The sequence below is a fragment of the Kitasatospora sp. NPDC034023 genome (assembly GCF_055575795.1).
Map to the genome: position 1 here is coordinate 115,408 of NZ_JBVIRY010000017.1, position 16,207 is coordinate 131,614.

General features: G+C 72.3%; 17 protein-coding genes and 1 pseudogene. 11 read left to right on the forward strand and 7 right to left on the reverse strand.

Annotated features, from left to right (window positions below):
* The first annotated feature begins 422 nt into the window (after positions 1 to 422).
* The 8 genes from ACZ52R_RS22720 (at position 423) to ACZ52R_RS22755 (ending at position 7,657) form a co-directional block, all read left to right on the forward strand.
* Positions 423 to 1,196: a hypothetical protein gene (locus tag ACZ52R_RS22720; RefSeq protein ID WP_465624950.1), complete on the forward strand. Its 774-nt coding sequence runs from the start codon at positions 423 to 425 to the stop codon at positions 1,194 to 1,196.
* Between the two features lie 405 nt (positions 1,197 to 1,601).
* Positions 1,602 to 2,630 (forward strand): beta-ketoacyl-ACP synthase III, encoded by a 1,029-nt coding sequence (locus ACZ52R_RS22725; RefSeq protein ID WP_465625063.1) that lies wholly within the window; start codon positions 1,602 to 1,604, stop codon positions 2,628 to 2,630.
* Positions 2,631 to 2,674: 44 nt separating this feature from the next.
* Complete coding sequence (locus ACZ52R_RS22730) at positions 2,675 to 2,998, forward strand: acyl carrier protein (RefSeq protein WP_360504850.1); 324 nt, start codon at positions 2,675 to 2,677, stop codon at positions 2,996 to 2,998.
* Between the two features lie 113 nt (positions 2,999 to 3,111).
* Positions 3,112 to 4,020 carry an alpha/beta fold hydrolase gene (locus ACZ52R_RS22735; protein WP_465624952.1) on the forward strand — a complete coding sequence of 303 codons (909 nt, stop codon included), beginning with the start codon at positions 3,112 to 3,114 and terminating at the stop codon, positions 4,018 to 4,020.
* Positions 4,021 to 4,078: 58 nt separating this feature from the next.
* Positions 4,079 to 5,071 carry a beta-ketoacyl-ACP synthase 3 gene (locus tag ACZ52R_RS22740; RefSeq protein ID WP_465624954.1) on the forward strand — a complete coding sequence of 331 codons (993 nt, stop codon included), beginning with the start codon at positions 4,079 to 4,081 and terminating at the stop codon, positions 5,069 to 5,071.
* Positions 5,072 to 5,119: 48 nt separating this feature from the next.
* Entirely contained in the window at positions 5,120 to 5,353 is a 234-nt protein-coding gene (locus tag ACZ52R_RS22745) for an acyl carrier protein (protein ID WP_465624955.1), read from the forward strand.
* On the forward strand, positions 5,350 to 6,369 hold the full coding sequence (locus ACZ52R_RS22750) for an alpha/beta fold hydrolase (RefSeq protein WP_465753980.1): 1,020 nt from the start codon (positions 5,350 to 5,352) through the stop codon (positions 6,367 to 6,369). The genes ACZ52R_RS22745 and ACZ52R_RS22750 overlap by 4 nt, the downstream gene beginning before the upstream one ends.
* A gap of 70 nt (positions 6,370 to 6,439) precedes the next feature.
* Entirely contained in the window at positions 6,440 to 7,657 is a 1,218-nt protein-coding gene (locus ACZ52R_RS22755) for a glycosyltransferase (protein ID WP_465624958.1), read from the forward strand.
* 22 nt (positions 7,658 to 7,679) lie between these two features.
* Here ACZ52R_RS22755 and ACZ52R_RS22760 read toward each other — a convergent pair whose 3' ends face one another.
* The 3 genes from ACZ52R_RS22760 to ACZ52R_RS22770 form a co-directional block, all read right to left on the reverse strand.
* Entirely contained in the window at positions 7,680 to 7,883 is a 204-nt protein-coding gene (locus ACZ52R_RS22760) for a hypothetical protein (RefSeq protein WP_360504838.1), read from the reverse strand.
* 309 nt (positions 7,884 to 8,192) lie between these two features.
* Entirely contained in the window at positions 8,193 to 9,746 is a 1,554-nt protein-coding gene (locus ACZ52R_RS22765) for a DEAD/DEAH box helicase (protein WP_360504836.1), read from the reverse strand.
* A gap of 369 nt (positions 9,747 to 10,115) precedes the next feature.
* Entirely contained in the window at positions 10,116 to 10,319 is a 204-nt protein-coding gene (locus ACZ52R_RS22770) for a cold-shock protein (RefSeq protein ID WP_045694210.1), read from the reverse strand.
* A 540-nt stretch (positions 10,320 to 10,859) separates the two neighbouring features.
* On the opposite strand from ACZ52R_RS22770, the gene ACZ52R_RS22775 reads away from it, so the two are divergent.
* Positions 10,860 to 11,087: a hypothetical protein gene (locus tag ACZ52R_RS22775; protein ID WP_360504834.1), complete on the forward strand. Its 228-nt coding sequence runs from the start codon at positions 10,860 to 10,862 to the stop codon at positions 11,085 to 11,087.
* Positions 11,088 to 11,298: 211 nt separating this feature from the next.
* Here the strand turns inward: ACZ52R_RS22775 and ACZ52R_RS22780 are convergent, their stop codons facing one another.
* Together ACZ52R_RS22780 and ACZ52R_RS22785 are read right to left on the reverse strand one after the other, a co-directional pair.
* The gene (locus ACZ52R_RS22780) at positions 11,299 to 11,544 is read right to left on the reverse strand and encodes a hypothetical protein (RefSeq protein WP_465624963.1); all 246 of its coding nucleotides are present in this window, start codon (positions 11,542 to 11,544) and stop codon (positions 11,299 to 11,301) included.
* Positions 11,541 to 12,334: pseudogene (locus tag ACZ52R_RS22785) on the reverse strand (inorganic phosphate transporter). Before ACZ52R_RS22785 ends, ACZ52R_RS22780 begins: the two are co-directional and overlap by 4 nt.
* 158 nt (positions 12,335 to 12,492) lie before the next feature.
* On the opposite strand from ACZ52R_RS22785, the gene ACZ52R_RS22790 reads away from it, so the two are divergent.
* Positions 12,493 to 13,812 carry a histidine-type phosphatase gene (locus ACZ52R_RS22790; protein ID WP_465753981.1) on the forward strand — a complete coding sequence of 440 codons (1,320 nt, stop codon included), beginning with the start codon at positions 12,493 to 12,495 and terminating at the stop codon, positions 13,810 to 13,812.
* A 36-nt stretch (positions 13,813 to 13,848) separates the two neighbouring features.
* On the opposite strand, the gene ACZ52R_RS22795 is transcribed toward ACZ52R_RS22790, so the two are convergent.
* Together ACZ52R_RS22795 and ACZ52R_RS22800 are read right to left on the reverse strand one after the other, a co-directional pair.
* Positions 13,849 to 14,391, reverse strand: coding sequence for a hypothetical protein (locus ACZ52R_RS22795; RefSeq protein ID WP_465624967.1), 543 nt, complete (start codon positions 14,389 to 14,391; stop codon positions 13,849 to 13,851).
* A 158-nt stretch (positions 14,392 to 14,549) separates the two neighbouring features.
* On the reverse strand, positions 14,550 to 14,945 hold the full coding sequence (locus ACZ52R_RS22800; protein ID WP_465753982.1) for a cupin domain-containing protein: 396 nt from the start codon (positions 14,943 to 14,945) through the stop codon (positions 14,550 to 14,552).
* A 52-nt stretch (positions 14,946 to 14,997) separates the two neighbouring features.
* On the opposite strand from ACZ52R_RS22800, the gene ACZ52R_RS22805 reads away from it, so the two are divergent.
* Positions 14,998 to 16,020: a GlxA family transcriptional regulator gene (locus ACZ52R_RS22805; RefSeq protein WP_465753983.1), complete on the forward strand. Its 1,023-nt coding sequence runs from the start codon at positions 14,998 to 15,000 to the stop codon at positions 16,018 to 16,020.
* The last annotated feature ends 187 nt before the right edge of the window (positions 16,021 to 16,207 follow it).

The window sequence follows — 16,207 nt, forward strand, 5'->3', positions numbered from 1 at the left end:
GGTCGGAGACGTCGACGGACGCGAATCAGTGGGCACGGCAGGACTCCCTGGCAGGTGAATGGCGTTCACCACCCTAGGTGAACGCCATTCACCTCGCAAGAGAGGTCGGCCGTCGCTACCTGCCACAGCGGCCCGCAGGCACCGAGCCGGCCGTCGACTGCTGCGCCCGTCGCGCTTCCGACGACGACGTCGCCGCCAGGCCCGAGCCCGCCGGCCCCACCACAGACGCCGAGGTCGAATCCCCCGGAAGCGATGGCCGTTCCGACCCGGCGATCGCAGACCGTGTCCCAGTTCCGGAGGCCGCACACAGTGGCCGAACACAGCGGCCTGCTGTCGCAGTTCTGTACCAGGGACGACCCGTTCGGTCAGGCAGGGTGGATCCGGGCTACCTTCTGGTGGAACGCGCTGACCAGGGGGATTGCGTGAAGAGATCGATCTGGGTGCGAACAGCGCTCGGCACGTTGCTGTTCGCCTGCCGGGCGTTCGCGTGCCTCGGGATCGTCGGGGTTCTTCTCTGGTGCGCCGTCCGGGCACTGTTCGACTGGAGCGGCCCGCAGCCGGCGGACGCCGCCGGGTTCGACCTGTACGTCGATGTCGCGCTGGCCTGGGCGGTCGGCATGGCGGTCGCCGGCCTCGTCGGGCCGACCGTCCGGCCGGGTCGCGGGAAGGCCAACTCCCTCGTCTGGCTGGTCTGGTGCGATCTGGGCATGCTGCTCGCGTTCCTGTGGCCGCTCCAGGCGCTGATCGTCGCCTTCCGCTTCGCGGTGACGGCGCGCGGACGGGCGCGGTGGCAGCGCGGCGGCGCCGTACTCGCCGGGTCCGCCCTCCTGGCCGCCGGGGCGACCTGGGGCCTCGCCTGCTACCAGGCCGATCAGCGCTGGGCGCCGCCCGACCCCTCCGACCAGGCCCTCGTCGGGACGTGGAGCGGCGTCGGTGGCAGGGTGTTGGAGCTGCTACCGGACGGCCGGTACCGCACCAATTTCATCGGCGAAGCCCCCTACCGGATCTCGGAGACACGACCGCCCGTCTACCTGTCAGGGCACTGGACGCGCACCGGGACAGCGGGCCGTGGCCAGGAGCAGAGCATCGTCCTGAACGGCTCCGAGACGATGGACGTGTACGGGGCCTCGTCCCCGAGCATGCTGTGCGAGCCCGAGGAACAGGACCCCTGCTACCTGTCCATGCAGCGGAAGTAGTCGCAGCGACCTCACCGAGCAGCCGTCACCAGTCCCGTCTCGTCGGCGATGACCACCAGCCGGACCCGGTCACCGGCGCCGCGCCCGGCGCAGCGGCATGCTGCACCACACCGGGGGTCCGTCTGGCTGCGCAGCGCCCGCCTGGGGGCGCAGCGACTGCCTGGCTGTGCAGCTCCTGCCTGGTTTCCTCGGCCGACGGGCTGTTGCCGCCGAGGCGGGCCCGGTCGCAACCCGGGTTCGGCCGTACGGAGTATCCGGCGCCCCCGGTTGTGTGAGCGCCGAGGCGAATCCGATTGATAGGGAGTGTCTCCGGCCCGGTCGGCGGGACACTCCTTGAGGCCTTGAGGTTTCCCACCCGTAGCGACGTTCATCCAGGGGGACGTGTTGTCAGCTTGCCCGGCCGCAGTGGTCATCGGGACGGGATCGCACCTGCCGTCACGGGTCGTCCGCAACACCGATGCGCCGTTGTCCCGTCTGGAGACCAGCGACGAGTGGATCCGGTCGAGGACCGGGATCGAGACCCGCCGTTGGGCCGAGCCGGGGGAGAGCACGGGGGACCTGGCGGTGCGGGCCGGTCAGCGGGCGCTGCGCAGCGCGGGTGTGGAGCGGGTGGACCTGGTGGTGGTGTCCACGACCACCCCCGATCACCATTCCCCGGCGACGGCGCCGTGGGTCGCGGCGCAGCTGGGCCTCGGTACGGTGCCGGCGTTCGACATCGCGGCGGCCTGTTCGGGTTTCGTCTACGCCGTCGCGGCCGGTGACGCGTGGATCAGGGCGGGCGCCGCGGAGACCGTGCTGCTGATCGGCGCGGAGACCCTGTCGACGATCACGGACATGTCGGACCGGGGGACGGCCGTCGTGTTCGCCGACGGGGCGGGGGCTGTCGTCCTGCGTCGCGGTACCGCCGACGAGGCCGGTGCGGTGCTGGCCACGCAGTTGGGCAGCGACGGCACGCAGAAGGATCTGGCGGTGATCGCCGCCGGCGGCTCCCGCCGGCCGGATGCCGGACCGGATGCCCGGCCGGATGCAGGGCAGGCAGTGGTGCAGGCAGCGGGGCACGACGCGCGGTGTCTGCGGATGCAGGGCCCGCAGATGTTCGCGCATGCGACGCGGCGCATGACGGAGGTGTCCCGGTCCCTGCTGGGGGCGGTCGGCTGGGAAGCGGAGGACGTCGAGGCGTTCATCGGGCACCAGGCGAACCAGCGCATCCTCGACAAGGTGGCCGACCTCGTCGGGATCCGCCCGCCCGGCCGGCTGGGGAACATCCGCGAGGTGGGAAACACCTCCTCCGCCTCGATCCCGCTCGTCATGGACGACGTGGTGCGCGAGAAGGCCGTCGGGGCCGGGGCCCGCACGCTGCTGACCGCCTTCGGGGGCGGCGCGGTGTGGGGCGCGGTGGCGATGACCTGGCCCGACATCCAACCGGTGTTCTGACACGGAATCCGACACAGAATCTGGCACAGAAGGAGAAGAGAACCATGGACATGCTCGATCAGCGACCGCTGGACTTCATCACCTCCTACCTGGCGCAGGCCTTCGGTGTGCCGCAGCAGGAACTGACCCCCGAGGCCAGCTTCTCCTGCCTCGCCCTGGACTCCATCGCCCAGGTGGAACTGTTCGTCACCCTCTCCGACCACTACGGCGTCCACCTGGACGACGCTCACGCCACCGGCAGCCTGACGCTGCAGGAGACCGCCGACCTGGTCGAAGCCGCGATCGCCGACTCGGGAGCCGCGACCGAGCGGACGGCCGCGGTCCCCGGCCCGGGAGCCGCCACGGAGCGGATGGCCGCGCGCGGCTGACCGGCTCGGGCAGGGCCGTCGCGGCCAGCACCGGTTCGCGGCCAGCACCGGTTCGCGTCCATTGCCGGTCCGTGTCCTGCACCGGTTCGCGTCCGTCACCGGTTGGAGAAACCATGAGCGAAGTGACCATCCGCAGGCTCACCCACGAAGGGCTGTCGTTCTCGTACCAGTTACTGCGGGCCGCCGACCCGTCGATCGCTCCGGTCCTCGCGATCGGGGGCGTGCTGCAAGGCATGAACGGCTGGTCCGTCCTGCGGCAGCACGTCCTTCCCTTCGCCGACCTGGTCTCCGTGGACCTCCCCGGTGCCGGCGACTCGACCCCGCTGCGCCCGGAGCAGGGGATGGAGACGATGTGCGAGGTCGTGGAGGCCCTGCTCGACGACCTCGGAGTGGCCCGCGTCAACCTCCTCGGCTACTCCTTCGGCGCCGCGGTCGCCCACCGCTGCGCACAGCGTCGCCCGGACCGGGTCGTCAGGCTCGCACTCGGAGGGGTGCCCGTGCGCATCAGCGACGAACTGACCGCCCTGTGGCGGCGCGGCGCGGAGCGGATGGCCGCCGACGACGCCGAGGGCCTGGTGGACGTCCTCATGGAGATGTTCCTGTGCCCGCAGGGGCGGGCGCCCATCCGTCAGCGGGACATCGTCCACCGACTGGTGCGGCGGATGACGTTGCGGGCCGTGAACAGCACGGCCCACGGATTCGCCACGATGGAGCGGTCGGTGCTGGAGAACCTCGACCCGACGGGCAGGCTGGACGGCGTCTCCACCCTCGTCTTCTGCGGGGAGCACGACACCATCAGCTCCGCCGCCGAGCAGCGCGACTTCGCGGCCACCATCGGCGACTGCCGGTTCGCCGTCATCCCCGAGGCCGACCACTGGGTCTTCATGGAACGGCGGTGGGAAGCGTCGGATCTGGTGATGCGCCACTTCACCGGCCGTCCCACCACGGCGCTGCCCTACCTACTCGAAGACGCGGCCCCGCTGCCCGCCCCGCAGGAGCGCGTGGCGGCGACGGCCGGCTGACCGGCGGCTTGTGACGACAGCGGCCCCGGCCGCCCAAGAAGGCTCTCCAGGAGGGGACTTGACGCACACCGTGCTATGCGGACTCGGCAGCTGGCTCCCGCCGACGGTAGTGGACAACAGCCAGGTCATGGCACCGCAGACGGCCGCCTTCGTGCACCGGCGCATCGGCATCGCCCAGCGCCGCCGGGTCACTCCGGGCACCGCCACCGTCCACCTCGCGGCGCAGGCGGGCCGCCGTGCCCTCGACTCGGCCGGCACGTCCGAGGTCGACGCGCTGATCCTCGCGACCACCACACCCGACCGGCTCTGCCCCGCCGGCGCCCCCGAGGTGGCGAGCCTGCTCGGCATGACCGGCATCGCGGCGTTCGACCTCAACGCCGGCTGCTCCGGATTCCTGTACGCATGCGAACTCGCCCGGGGCCTGATCAGCTCGGCGACCGCGCGCAGCGTGCTCGTCATCGGCGCGGAGAGCGCCTCGGCCATGGTCGATCCCCACGACCTCAACACCGCACCGCTGTTCGGCGACGGTGCGGGAGCCGCCGTCCTGCGCGCCGCCCGACCGGGGGAGTCACCGACCTTCGGCCCGACGGTGTGGGGCAGCGACGGCACCTTGGCGGACATCATCGCCATCCCCGCGGGCGGTGCCCGGCAACGCCTCCCCCTCGACGCCGGCGGCGAGCTCTACCTGCGCATGAGCGGAAGCCATGTGCTGAAACAGGCCGTGCGCCGCATGAGCGACGCGGTCCGCGCGGCGACCGCGGCCGCCGGATGGACCCTGGACGACATCGACGTCCTCGTCGCCCACCAGGCGAACGCCACCATCACCCACGCGGTCGCCGCCGACCTCGGCCTCCCCGCCGAGCGGATGCCGACCAACATCGAGACGGTCGGCAACACCGCCGCCGCGTCGGTGCCCCTGCTGCTGGCCCACGCGGCCGAGCAGGGCACGCTGAAACCGGACCAGCGCACCGTCCTGGTGTCCTTCGGCAGCGGCCTGACCTGGGCCGCCACCACCGCCACCTGGCCCCAGAACCTCACTCTTCACCCATGACAGGCCACCATGACACGCCACCCGGAAGGGCCCGGTCCCATGCAGGACATGCTCACCACCGTCATCCACGTCCTCACCCACAAGGCCGCCCTGCCTCCGGGGCCCGTCACCCCCGAGGCGACCCTCGCCGACGCGGGCGTCGACTCCATGGCCGTCGCCATCCTCGCCATGGTCCTGGAGGAGGACCACGGCCTGGTCATCACCGAATCCGACCTGTCCGCCACCTCCACCATCACCGAGCTGGCCGACTTCGTCGAACGCCACCAGAGGGCCACCGCATGACAGCCCCGCCCCGCACCGTCACCGTGCAGGACCATGCCATCGCGTGGCGCGGCACGACCTACCCCTGCCGGCTCGTCACCCCCTGCACCGCCGACCACGCGGTCCCGGTGCTGGTTCTCGGCGGCGGCCTTCAGGACCGTCACTCATGGGCCCGCCTGGAACGCCACCTCGCCGACCGCCACCCCCTGCTCATCCCCGACCTGCCGTCCGCCGGTCCGCCCGGCGGTGGGGCCGTCGGCCCGGACGGACGGCGCCACCCCGACCTCAGCTGGGACGACCTGACCGACGCCGCCCTCCGAGCCCCGGACCACCTCGGGATCGAGCGCTTCGCCACCCTCGGCGTCTCCTCCGGCTACCCCATCGCCTACCGACTCGCCCAGGACCACCCGGCCCGCGTCACCCACCTGATGATCTTCGGGGCCGCCCCGCGCCCCGGAGCCCGCCTCACCGCCCTGATCCACGAAGGCCTGCGCCGGGAAGCCGACTCCCGCCAAGGCCACCGCGACCGACACGTCGACCGACACGGCGACCAAGCGGCGCTGCAAGGCCCGTGCGCCGGCCGGACGGCCCACCCCCGGACCCTCGCGGCCCCCGCCTCCCACCGGGAAGCCGCCGAACAACTGGTCGGCCTCCTGACGAACCCCCGGGCCGGTCGCCGCGTCCTCATGATCCGCGCGGCCGCCCGGGTCCTGCTCAACCAGCTGACCTCGTCCGCGCAGGACCCCCTCGTCCGCTACGTCCGCGACCGCGGCCACCTCCTCCTCGACGGCCTGCTCCCGCCCGGCGGAATCCGGCGCACACCCGCGCTGGTCGGCGTCGGCGAACACGACACCATCACCACCGTCGCGGACAACCGCGCCGTCGCCGGCACCATCACGGACGTGACCTTCGCCGTCATGGAGGACGCCGACCACCTCCTCCACATGGAACGCGACCGTGACTTCGCCGACCTCATCGGCCGGTTCCTCCACCAGCAGCCGCTCACCACCCCGGGCACCACCACCCTGCGCCTGTGACCACCCGCCCTACCGCCCCGCCCGCCTACCCCGTCCCGCCCGCCCCGCCTCCCGGAAGCACCAAGCCACCTTGAACCCCGCACCGGACAGCGCGACGCGCGTCCTCCTCGCCACCTGGGGCACGACCGGCGACATCGCCCCCTACACCGGCCTGGCCCTCGGGCTCAGGGACGCCGGCCACCACGTCACCGTCGCCACCTCCCGCCGCCACGCGCCCCGCTTCGCCGACCACGGCCTGCCCGTCCACACCATGCCGCTGGACCGTCAAGAAGCGCTGACGGCCCAGCGCAAGCCGTGGCGCGAACGGCTGCGCAACGGCCAGGACATCGCCACCACGGCGGCACGCACACTGCTGGAAGCCGCCGACAACGGGACCGACGTCCTCCTGGCGCACCCGCTGATGCACCCCCTGTGCGCGGTCATCGCCGACGCACTGCGGCTGCCGTGCCTCGGCGTCTACACCGTCTCGCACGCCATGATCCTTCCGCGACTGATGACCGCCCTGCCCTGGAGGCAGCACGCCGTCGCCGACACCGCCGTGAAGACGCTGCTCCACCCCATGTACGCGCCCGCCCTCACCCACCTGGCCGGCAGCCTCGGGACCCCGCCACGGCAGGCGACGGGCGTCCTGCGAACCCTGCGCCACCGGCCGGTCCTCTACGGGATCAGCGACGCCCTCCTGCCGCGGGGCTTCCGCCTGCCCCCGGGGCACGCCACCACCGGATACTGGCCGGCGGCACGCCCGCCCGGCTGGCAGCCCGACGCCCGGCTCCAGGACTTCCTCGACAGCGGGCCGGCCCCCGTCTACTTCGGCTTCGGCAGCATGAGCCGGATCGACAGCGAGCACCTCAGCCGCACCATCGTCAGCGCCACCAAGCGGCTGCGGATCCGTGCCGTCATCCAGTCCGGCTGGGCAGGGCTTCACGGAGACACGGACGATGTCCTCACCATCGGCGAATGCCCGCACGACTGGCTCTTCCCCCGGGTGCGCGCCGCCGTCCACCACGCCGGCCCCGGAACCACCCACGCCTCGCTCAACGCGGGCACCCTCACCCTGCCCGTCCCCGTCGGGCTGGACCAGCCCTACTGGGCCGCGCGCCTGACCGCCCTCGGCGCGGCACCCGCCGCCCTCCCCCTGCGCCACCTCACTACCGACCGCCTCACCGGGCTCCTGCAGCGATCCCTCCACCACCCGGGGTACCGCCACGCCACCGACCGGCTCGCGACCGGGATCCGACGTCACGACGGCATCCACAATGCGGTGACACACCTCGGGACGATCAGGTGATGGCCATGACACGCCACCGCCGCTAAACGCTCAACCGCCGCCAGAGCGGCAGCTCCAGGACACCCAGGTCATCCCAGACGCAGACCTCGAGGGTCGAAAGGTACCCACCGAACGCGAAGACCATCGCCTCCCCGAGGTAGCCACCGTCGACGGTCCGGATACTTCCGTCAGCAATGACCGGACTCTGCTCCGCCACCGGCCCGGCCGCCACGGCGTCCTCGTCCACGTGCAGATCCACCGTCGGACACCCGCACGTACATCCGGGCCTCATCCGCACGTGGGGTAGCTGTGCCCGGTACGCCCGGGCCACCTCGGTGTCCCCAGCCAACAGCAGGTCCAGGCTCCGACGCACATCCTCGCTGAGCGGTCCCCACACCTCTGGTGCCTCTTCTCCTGGCCGCCGGCCATCGGCCTTGCGGTGCCCCGTGGTTCCCCGCAGTCCCCCGTGGTCCCCCTGCCCCGTGGTCCCCCTGCCCCGTGGTCCCCCGCGTGCTGCGCGGGCCCGGTCCGTCCTGCGAACCGGGCCCGGCGGGTGCTACGCGGTGGGGGAGACGCGCCTGGGCGCCCGACGGCGGCCGGCGGAGCCCTGGCTGTCGCGGCCGGAGGCGGCCCGGGTGTCGCCGCTCGTGTGGGCGGGGCGGCCGCGGCGGCCGCGGCTCGCGGACGCGCTGCGGCGCGGCCGCTCGACGACAGGGTCGGCGATCACGGTGGGGATGCCGGTGGGCACGCGGGCGCCGGTGATGCGGGCCAGCTCCTCGTCGCCGGCGCTGACCCTGGTGGTGACGGGGGTGATGGCGGCCGTCGTCATCATGCGGGTCATCGCGCGGCGCTGGTTGGGCAGCACCAGGGTGACGACGGTGCCGGACTCGCCCGCCCGGGCGGTGCGGCCGCCCCGGTGGAGGTAGTCCTTGTGGTCGCTCGGCGGGTCCAGGTTGACGACCAGGTCGAGCCCGTCGACGTGGATGCCCCGGGCGGCGACGTTGGTCGCGATCAGAGCCGTGACCTGGCCGCTGTGGAACTGCTCCAGGGTGCGGGTGCGCTGGGGCTGGGACTTGCCGCCGTGCAGGGCCGCGGCCTTCACCCCGTTCGCGAGCAGGTCGTGCACCAGGCGGTCCGCGCCGTCCTTGGTGTCGGTGAACATGATCACCCGGCCGTCGCGGGACGCGATGTGGGCGATGGTGGCGTTCTTGTCGAAGTTCTGCACGTGGAGCACGTGGTGCTCCATGGTGCTGACCGCTCCCGCGGACGGGTCCACCGAGTGCGTGACCGGGTCCTTGAGGAAGCGCCGCACCAGGCGGTCGACGTTGCGGTCCAGGGTGGCCGAGAACAGCATCGTCTGGCAGCCTTCGGCGACCTGCTCGAGGAGCTCGGTGACCTGCGGCAGGAAGCCCATGTCGGCCATCTGGTCGGCCTCGTCGAGCACCGTGATGCCGACCCCGTCCAGCTGGCAGTCGCCGCGCTGGATCAGGTCCTTGAGCCGACCGGGGGTGGCCACCACGACCTCCGCCCCGCGGTTCAGCGCCTGTGCCTGGCGTCCGATGGACATCCCGCCGACCACGGTCGTCATCCGCAGGCGCACCGCGTGGGCGAAGGGGGTGAGGGCGGTGGTGACCTGCTGCGCGAGCTCGCGGGTGGGGACCAGCACCAGGGCCAGCGGGCGGCGCGGCTCGGCCTTCTGCCCGGCGGTGCGGGCCAGTACGGCGAGGCCGAACGCGATGGTCTTACCGGAGCCGGTCCGGCCCCGTCCGAGGACGTCGCGGCCGGACAGCGAGTTCGGCAGCGTCGCGGCCTGGATCGGGAACGGCGTGGTGACGCCCTGACGGGTCAGCACCGACAGCAGCGCCTTCGGCATGTCCAGTTCCTCGAAGGACTCGACGGCCGGCAGTGCCGGGGTGGTGCTCACCGGCATCTCGAACTCGCCCTGCAGGGAAGAGTCCTGACGGGTGCCGCGACCGAAGGAGCGACGGCCGCCGGAAGGCCGGTCGCCGTAGAACGAGCTGCCGCCGGAGCGGGAGCCCGAGGAGAAGCGGGAGCCGGCGCCGGAGCGGGAGTCGGCGTTCCGGTACGGGGAGCGACTGGAGCGATTCATGCGGGAAACCTTCCTCGGGGCGGCACGTCACGAGGAAGGCTCTGCGGCGCGGGGCGCCGGCGGAGACCGCAAGGGAACGGGCCGGAAATGTGACGGTCGGAGCGTGGACGGCAGAACCGTGCGGCACGTCACCTACGGTCGGCGCTCACCGCGGAGGGCGGGAGCAAGGGACCTCGAACCGTGAGATGTCACGGCAGGGCGCCGATCCGGACGCGGCGCTGTGCGTCTCGCGTGGGGATGGCCGCCGGTGGCGAAGCCAGAGTGGCCTGAGCGGCCGGGGAATGCGCCGTGGCGCCATGCCGAGGGGCCCGCACCGGGCATTGCGCGGTGCGGGCCCCTCGCTGCTAGGCGGGTGCCATGGCAGAAAAATTACAGCGGACGAATGTTCTCCGCCTGCGGGCCCTTCTGGCCCTGCGTGACGTCGAACTCGACCTTCTGGCCCTCGAGCAGCTCACGGAAGCCATTGGCGTTGATGTTCGAGTAGTGGGCGAAGACGTCCGGGCCGCCACCCTCCTGCTCGATGAAGCCGAAGCCCTTTTCCGAGTTGAACCACTTCACGGTGCCATTAGCCATTAAAAATTCTCCTTCAGAGGCTGTCCGAAGCACGCACAGTGCGAACCTCGAGTCGCCGCGATGAGCACCCACCCGGCAAAAGCCGGGAAAGAAAAATGCGCCTGCAATATCAGCAGGCGCACACAAAGTTCATGGGAACCACTACTGCAACTGATTCGACTCTAGCAGGCCGCGGCCCGCCGTGGCGGACTATTTCATCCCTGGTTTCGCGGGGGCCGCCCCCGGGGTGCCGGCCCCGCGTCAGCGGGATCGCCAACAAGCCTGAAGGGCAAGCCAGTTGAGCGTCAAGACGCACCCCGTAGGCGCCGCCGGCTCCCGGGTAGTTCCCGCAGGCCCGCAGCGCCCGCCCGCCCGCGCGAGCCCCCCGGAGGCGACGCACCACCCCCACCGGCGCCTCCCCGGGGCGTACCGGGCGGCGTACGCGGCGTTCCACCCCGACCCGAACGTCCGGTCCGCTCCGCCCCGATTTTTCCGGTCCCACTCGAACTCGTTATACGCCGGAGGGGCCCAGGCTCCGCCTTCCGGCGCATACTGGGGGCAATGTCGAAATCTGCAGCAGTCCGCCGCCCCCTGCCCACCAGCCCCTTCAAGCCCAAGGTGGAGGCACCGCGCAAGCACTTCGCCGTCGGCGACCGGGTCACCCACGACCGGCACGGCCTCGGCCGGGTCATCGCCGTCGAAGACGACAGCGACATCGCGGTACTCGTCGACTTCGGATCACGGCAGGAGCGCATCACCCCGCCGTACAGCGAGATGTTCAAGCTCTGAGCCCGGGCACCCCCGGGGCCGGAGGCCGCGGGGGTCCACCAAGAGTCGCCAGTGGCCGTCCCGGTTCAGCCCGGTGCCGCCCCGGGCCGGTGTGCCATGCGCGCCGGGGGCGGGAGCGCGGGGCCGGGCGGGCGCCGACCTGTCCGGTGCCGGCCGGAGCTGTCGGCGGTGCCGACCACACCACGCACCGTGGCGAACCGGACGCGTGCGGTCAGCTGTGGTCGACGATGACGAAGATCCCCCAGCCGATCGCGGCGAGGACCACCGCGAAGCACACCGCGGCGACGGCGTAGCCCAGCGCCCCGGACGCGGGGCGTGACGCGCCGGCCTCGTCGGCCCCGACCGGCGGGCTGAGAGCGCGCACACCGATGGCGAACAGCGCGGGCAGGCCGGCGCCGGCGAGCAGCCCCACCACGATGATCTTCCACAGCGCGTCCAGGTCGATCCAGGAGTTCACCGGGTCACCTCGTCGACGGGAGGCTCCGGGACGACCGAGCCGGTCCACGCGGCGTTGACGTTCTCCGGAGTGACGGCCGGGTGGCGGGAGACGATGAAGAAGGCGACCGAGGCCAGCACCAGAACGGCGAAGACGACCACGACACCGCCGGTACCGCCGATCCCGTGGGCGACCCAGTAGGCCAGCGCCCCGACCAGTGCCGCGGCCGGGAGGGTGAGCAGCCAGGCCGCCACCATGCGGTGGGCGATGTTCCACCGCACCGCCGCGCCCGTCCTGCCGACCCCCGATCCGAGGATCGACCCGGTGGCGACGTGGTGGTGGAGAGCGAGTACCCGAAGTCGGTGGAGGAGAGGATGACCGCGGCCGAGGCCGACTCGCTGACCATCCCCTGCGGTGGTTCGATCTCCACCGGACCCTTGCCCAGCGCCCTGATGACCCGCCAGCCCCCGACGTACGTGCCCAGGGCGATGGCCGTGGCGCAGGAGGCGATCACCCACGTCGGGGACTTCGCCCCGGCGCCCAGCGTTCCGTTGGCGATCAGGGCCAGGGTGATGACGCCCATGGTCTTCTGCGCGTCGTTGGTGCCGTGGGCGAGCGAGACCATGCAGGCCGAGCCGATCTGACCGGTCCTGAAGCCCCGCGTGCGCGGGCCTTCGGCGACATCGCGGGTGAGGCGGTAGACCAGGTAGGTGCCGAGCGCGGCGACCGAGCCGGCGATCACCGGTGACAGGGCGGCCGGCGTACGGCATGTACCGCGAGGGCGAGCCGATCGGTCCGGCCTCGCACTCATCCTTGTCCACCAGGCGGACCTGCGGCGTGCACCGCGTCCACCTGATCCGGGAACAGGCCGGCAACGCCAACCACGGCGTGACGCCCGCCCGCAGGCGCGGGATGCCGTCCGACGGGGCCGGGCGCGCCGGGGCGCCCGGCGGGGTGGAGGATGGCGATGTGCGCACCACTCGTTCCGAGGGAGCCGGCGGCTTCGACCGGACCGGTGCTCCGTACGCCGGCCGCGACCTGTACGGCACGAAGGCCCCGTACGTGCCGCAGGAGAAGGCGGGCCGGTACCAGGAGCCGCCCAGGGGCTTCCGCCCGGTGTTCACCGAGAACGTCGCCCGGCACGGCTCCCGGGCCATGACGGACGGCACGGACGGCGAGGCGGTGCTCGCCCTGCTGCGGAGGGCGGGGCAACGGGGCGCCCTCTCCGGTCTCGGCGCGGAACTGGGCCCGCAGGTGCGCTCACTCCTCGATGCCGCCACGGCCCTCGGCTACGGCAACCTCTCCGCGTGCGGGGCGCAGGAGCACCGCCGGACCGCGCAGCGCATGGAGCAGCGCCTGCCGGCACTGTTCGAGAGGATCGCCGCCGAGCGCGAGCCCATCGTCGTCGAGACGTCGGGCGTGGCACGCGCCGTGGCCAGTGCCCAGGCCTTCGCCGGCGGTCTGGCCTCCGGTGCTCCGGCGCTGGCGGGCCTGATCGGGGCCCCGGTCACCGCCAAGGACCTGCTGTACTTCCACCGGCAGCCGCAGAACGCCGACTACCAGGCCTACTTGGCGGGCGACCCGGACCTGGCCGCGGTCCTCGCGCGGATCGACGCCGACCCGCGCACCGCCGAAGCGGCCCACCACGTCGTCGCGTGCCTGTTCCGCGCCGACTTCACAGCCGCGCTGCCGGCCGCCGCGCAGGTCTCCTTCGCCCGCTCGCTGTACCAGCTCTACGCCACGGCGCCCGACCTGAGCGTCGAGGCGCCGGACGTCGACCTCGCCCGGTTCCTCACCCCGCGCGACGCCCGGTGGTTCGCCTATCTGGACGACGCCGAAGAGTTCTACCGGAAGGGCCCGGCCTTCCGCGGCCGCGCGATCACCTACACGATGGCCGGCGTCCTCCTCGACGACCTCCTCGCCCAGGCCGGGGCGAAGGCGGACGGCTCCAGCGACAAGGGCGCCGCCCTGCGCTTCACCCACGCCGAGGAGATCGAGCCCCTCGCCGTCCTCCTGGGCCTGCCCGGCAGCACCTGTCCCGCCGGGCCCGGGGAGCCGTACTCCTACCGGGACAACCCGTGGCGCGGCGCCCGGGTCGCGCCGATGGCCGCGAACATCCAGTGGGACCTGTACGCGAACGCGCCCTCCGACGGCGGGCGGGCCACCCACCTCGTCCGGATGCTCTACAACGAGCAGGAGACCGCCTTCAAACCCACTTGCAGGCCCGTCAGCCGGGGCAGCCACTTCTACGACCTCGACGAGCTCGAGCGCCGCCTCGGCCACGGCTGACCGCGCTGCGGCGCACCGGTCGCGAGGCGCTGCGCGTCAGGCCTGGTCCAGCTTGGACAGGGCGTCGGCGATCAGCTGGGTGGCGAAGGTGTGGTCGTCCTTGCCGGAGATCCGGTTGATGTGCTCCGCGAGCAGGACGGTCACGGCTTCGAGGGGGTTCATCTCGGCAGCGGTCCACGGGCCGTACTGGGCGCGCCACAGGTTGGGGCTCAGGCCGGTGCCCGCGGCGAGGAGCAGCCCGGCCATGGTGGGGATGACCTCGGGGCGGAAGGTCCTGGGCATCATGCGCATCGTGGCCACCAGGGTGGGCACCGTGTACTCGACGATGTCCTCGTCGTGGTTCTCGAGGCTCCCCCGCAGCCAGTTCATGAACAGGTAGATGAGGGTGCACGTGCCGTCGAGGAGCTCGTTGAGCCCATCGGGGCCGAAGGACGCGGCGAACTGGTCGATCATCCGCTCCTGTTCGGCATCCGTCCCGGCCTTGCCGTCGTGGACGGCCTTGAGCCGGGAGTCGATCACCATGAGCGCGGCGCTCACGTCGCCGACGGAGGCGTATCGGGGGTCACAGGTCGAGGGCATGGGACTCCTTCTGGTGCGGCTACGGTACGTAGCGTGGCGCGTTCGCAGGGTAGTCCTTCGAGCCGTCCGGGATCCGGCGAATCCTGAGAGCGGGTGATCCGGCGCCTGCGCTGGCAGTTCCCCATGGGGGCGGCCCGCAATCGGTACCGCCCGGGAGTTCAGGTTTCGAGGGTGTGTCCGGTCGTCGCGTCCACGTGGGCGGGGATCTCGTCGTGGCGGTCGCCCACGGTCGGTGTGCCGGTCGGCTCGAACATGAGGATCGCGGCGCCGGACGGGGCGGACGGCTTGTGCTCCGTACCTCGGGGGACGGTGAAGACCGCCCCCTGCGGCAGCACGACCGTGCGCTCGCCGTCGGGCTCACGCAAGGCGATGTGCAGTTCTCCGTCGAGGACCAGGAAGAACTCGTCGGTGGCGTCGTGGGCGTGCCAGACGTGCTCGCCTTCGACCTTGGCGATCCGGACGTCGTAGTCGTTGACGCGCGTGACGATGCGAGGGCTCCACAGAGCGTCGAAGGAGGCCAGGGCCGTGTGCAGGGGGATGGGCTGGTTGCTCATGGGCCCATCCTGGGCCACTCCGCCCGAGCGCCGTGAGTGCTAGGAATTGCACATGGCGAAAGAATCCTCGCATCGCGAACCCTCGCATCGCGAACCCTCGCGTCGCGCTCACACGACGGGCGTCCACCGGGTGGTCGTGATCGTGGACGAGAACTCCAACCCCTTCGAACTCGGGTGCGCGACCGAGGTCTTCGGCCTGCGCCGACCGGAGATCGGGCGCGACCTGTACGACTTCAGGCTGTGCTCCCCCGAGCCCCGCACCCTGATGCGCGACGGGTTCTTCACCCTCACGGGAGTCGCGGGACTGGAAGCGGCCGATAGCGCGGACACCCTGATCGTCCCCAACCGTCCCGACCCCGAAGTGCCCCGCCGCCACGCGGTGCTGGAGGCCGTCCGACGGGCGCACGCACGCGGCGCCCGCCTGCTCGGCTTCTGCAGCGGGGCCTTCACCCTGGCCGAGGCCGGAGTCCTCGACGGGCGCCGGGCCACCGCGCACTGGCAGTGGGCGGACTCCTTCCGGGCCCGATTCCCTTCCGTCCACCTCGAAACCGACGTGCTGTTCGTGGACGACGGCGACATCCTCACCGCCGCGGGGAGCGCGGCCGCACTCGACCTCGGGCTGCACGTGGTCCGCCGCGACCACGGCGCGGAAGTCGCCAACTCCGTGAGCCGGCGGCTGGTCTTCGCGGCCCACCGGGACGGCGGACAGCGGCAGTTCGTGGAGCGGCCGATGCCCGACCTGCCGGACGAATCCCTCGCACCCGTCCTGGCCTGGGCGCAGGAAAGGCTGGACGCGCCCCTCACGGTGTCGGACCTGGCGGGTCGCGCGGCCGTCAGCCCGGCGACCCTGCACCGCCGCTTCCGGGCACAGCTGGGAACGACCCCGTTGACCTGGCTCACCGGGGAACGGCTCACCCTGGCATGCCGGCTGATCGAACAGGGCGAGAACCGCTTCGAGATCGTCGCCCGGCGCAGCGGCCTCGGCACCGCCGCCAACCTGCGCGCGCTGATGCGCCGCGAGACGGGCATCACCCCGTCGGCGTACAAGCGCCGGTTCGGGCCCGAGGCCGATTGACGGCCGGCCGGCGGCGTCGGCGGCGTCGGCTCCGGTCACCGGGCTGGCCTCGGCCCGCTCCAGGTCGAGACCGACGGGCCCGCAGAGGTCGGCGTGCAGGGACATCGGGAAGTGGGTGTCCAGCACCACCCTGGCCGTCCGGCCCAGACTACGGTGGTGCTACGTTCGCCCACGCAGTCGCAGTCGC

What these genes read in the sequence shown, in the direction of transcription:
- ACZ52R_RS22805 (WP_465753983.1), top strand. Translation starts at nt 14,998, where the DNA reads ATGGCGAAAGAATCCTCGCATCGCGAACCCTCGCATCGCGAACCCTCG.
- ACZ52R_RS22800 (WP_465753982.1), bottom strand. Translation starts at nt 14,945, where the DNA reads ATGAGCAACCAGCCCATCCCCCTGCACACGGCCCTGGCCTCCTTCGAC.
- ACZ52R_RS22795 (WP_465624967.1), bottom strand. Translation starts at nt 14,391, where the DNA reads ATGCCCTCGACCTGTGACCCCCGATACGCCTCCGTCGGCGACGTGAGC.
- ACZ52R_RS22775 (WP_360504834.1), top strand. Translation starts at nt 10,860, where the DNA reads ATGTCGAAATCTGCAGCAGTCCGCCGCCCCCTGCCCACCAGCCCCTTC.
- ACZ52R_RS22770 (WP_045694210.1), bottom strand. Translation starts at nt 10,319, where the DNA reads ATGGCTAATGGCACCGTGAAGTGGTTCAACTCGGAAAAGGGCTTCGGC.
- ACZ52R_RS22750 (WP_465753980.1), top strand. Translation starts at nt 5,350, where the DNA reads ATGACAGCCCCGCCCCGCACCGTCACCGTGCAGGACCATGCCATCGCG.
- ACZ52R_RS22765 (WP_360504836.1), bottom strand. Translation starts at nt 9,746, where the DNA reads ATGAATCGCTCCAGTCGCTCCCCGTACCGGAACGCCGACTCCCGCTCC.
- ACZ52R_RS22730 (WP_360504850.1), top strand. Translation starts at nt 2,675, where the DNA reads ATGGACATGCTCGATCAGCGACCGCTGGACTTCATCACCTCCTACCTG.
- ACZ52R_RS22745 (WP_465624955.1), top strand. Translation starts at nt 5,120, where the DNA reads ATGCTCACCACCGTCATCCACGTCCTCACCCACAAGGCCGCCCTGCCT.
- ACZ52R_RS22735 (WP_465624952.1), top strand. Translation starts at nt 3,112, where the DNA reads ATGAGCGAAGTGACCATCCGCAGGCTCACCCACGAAGGGCTGTCGTTC.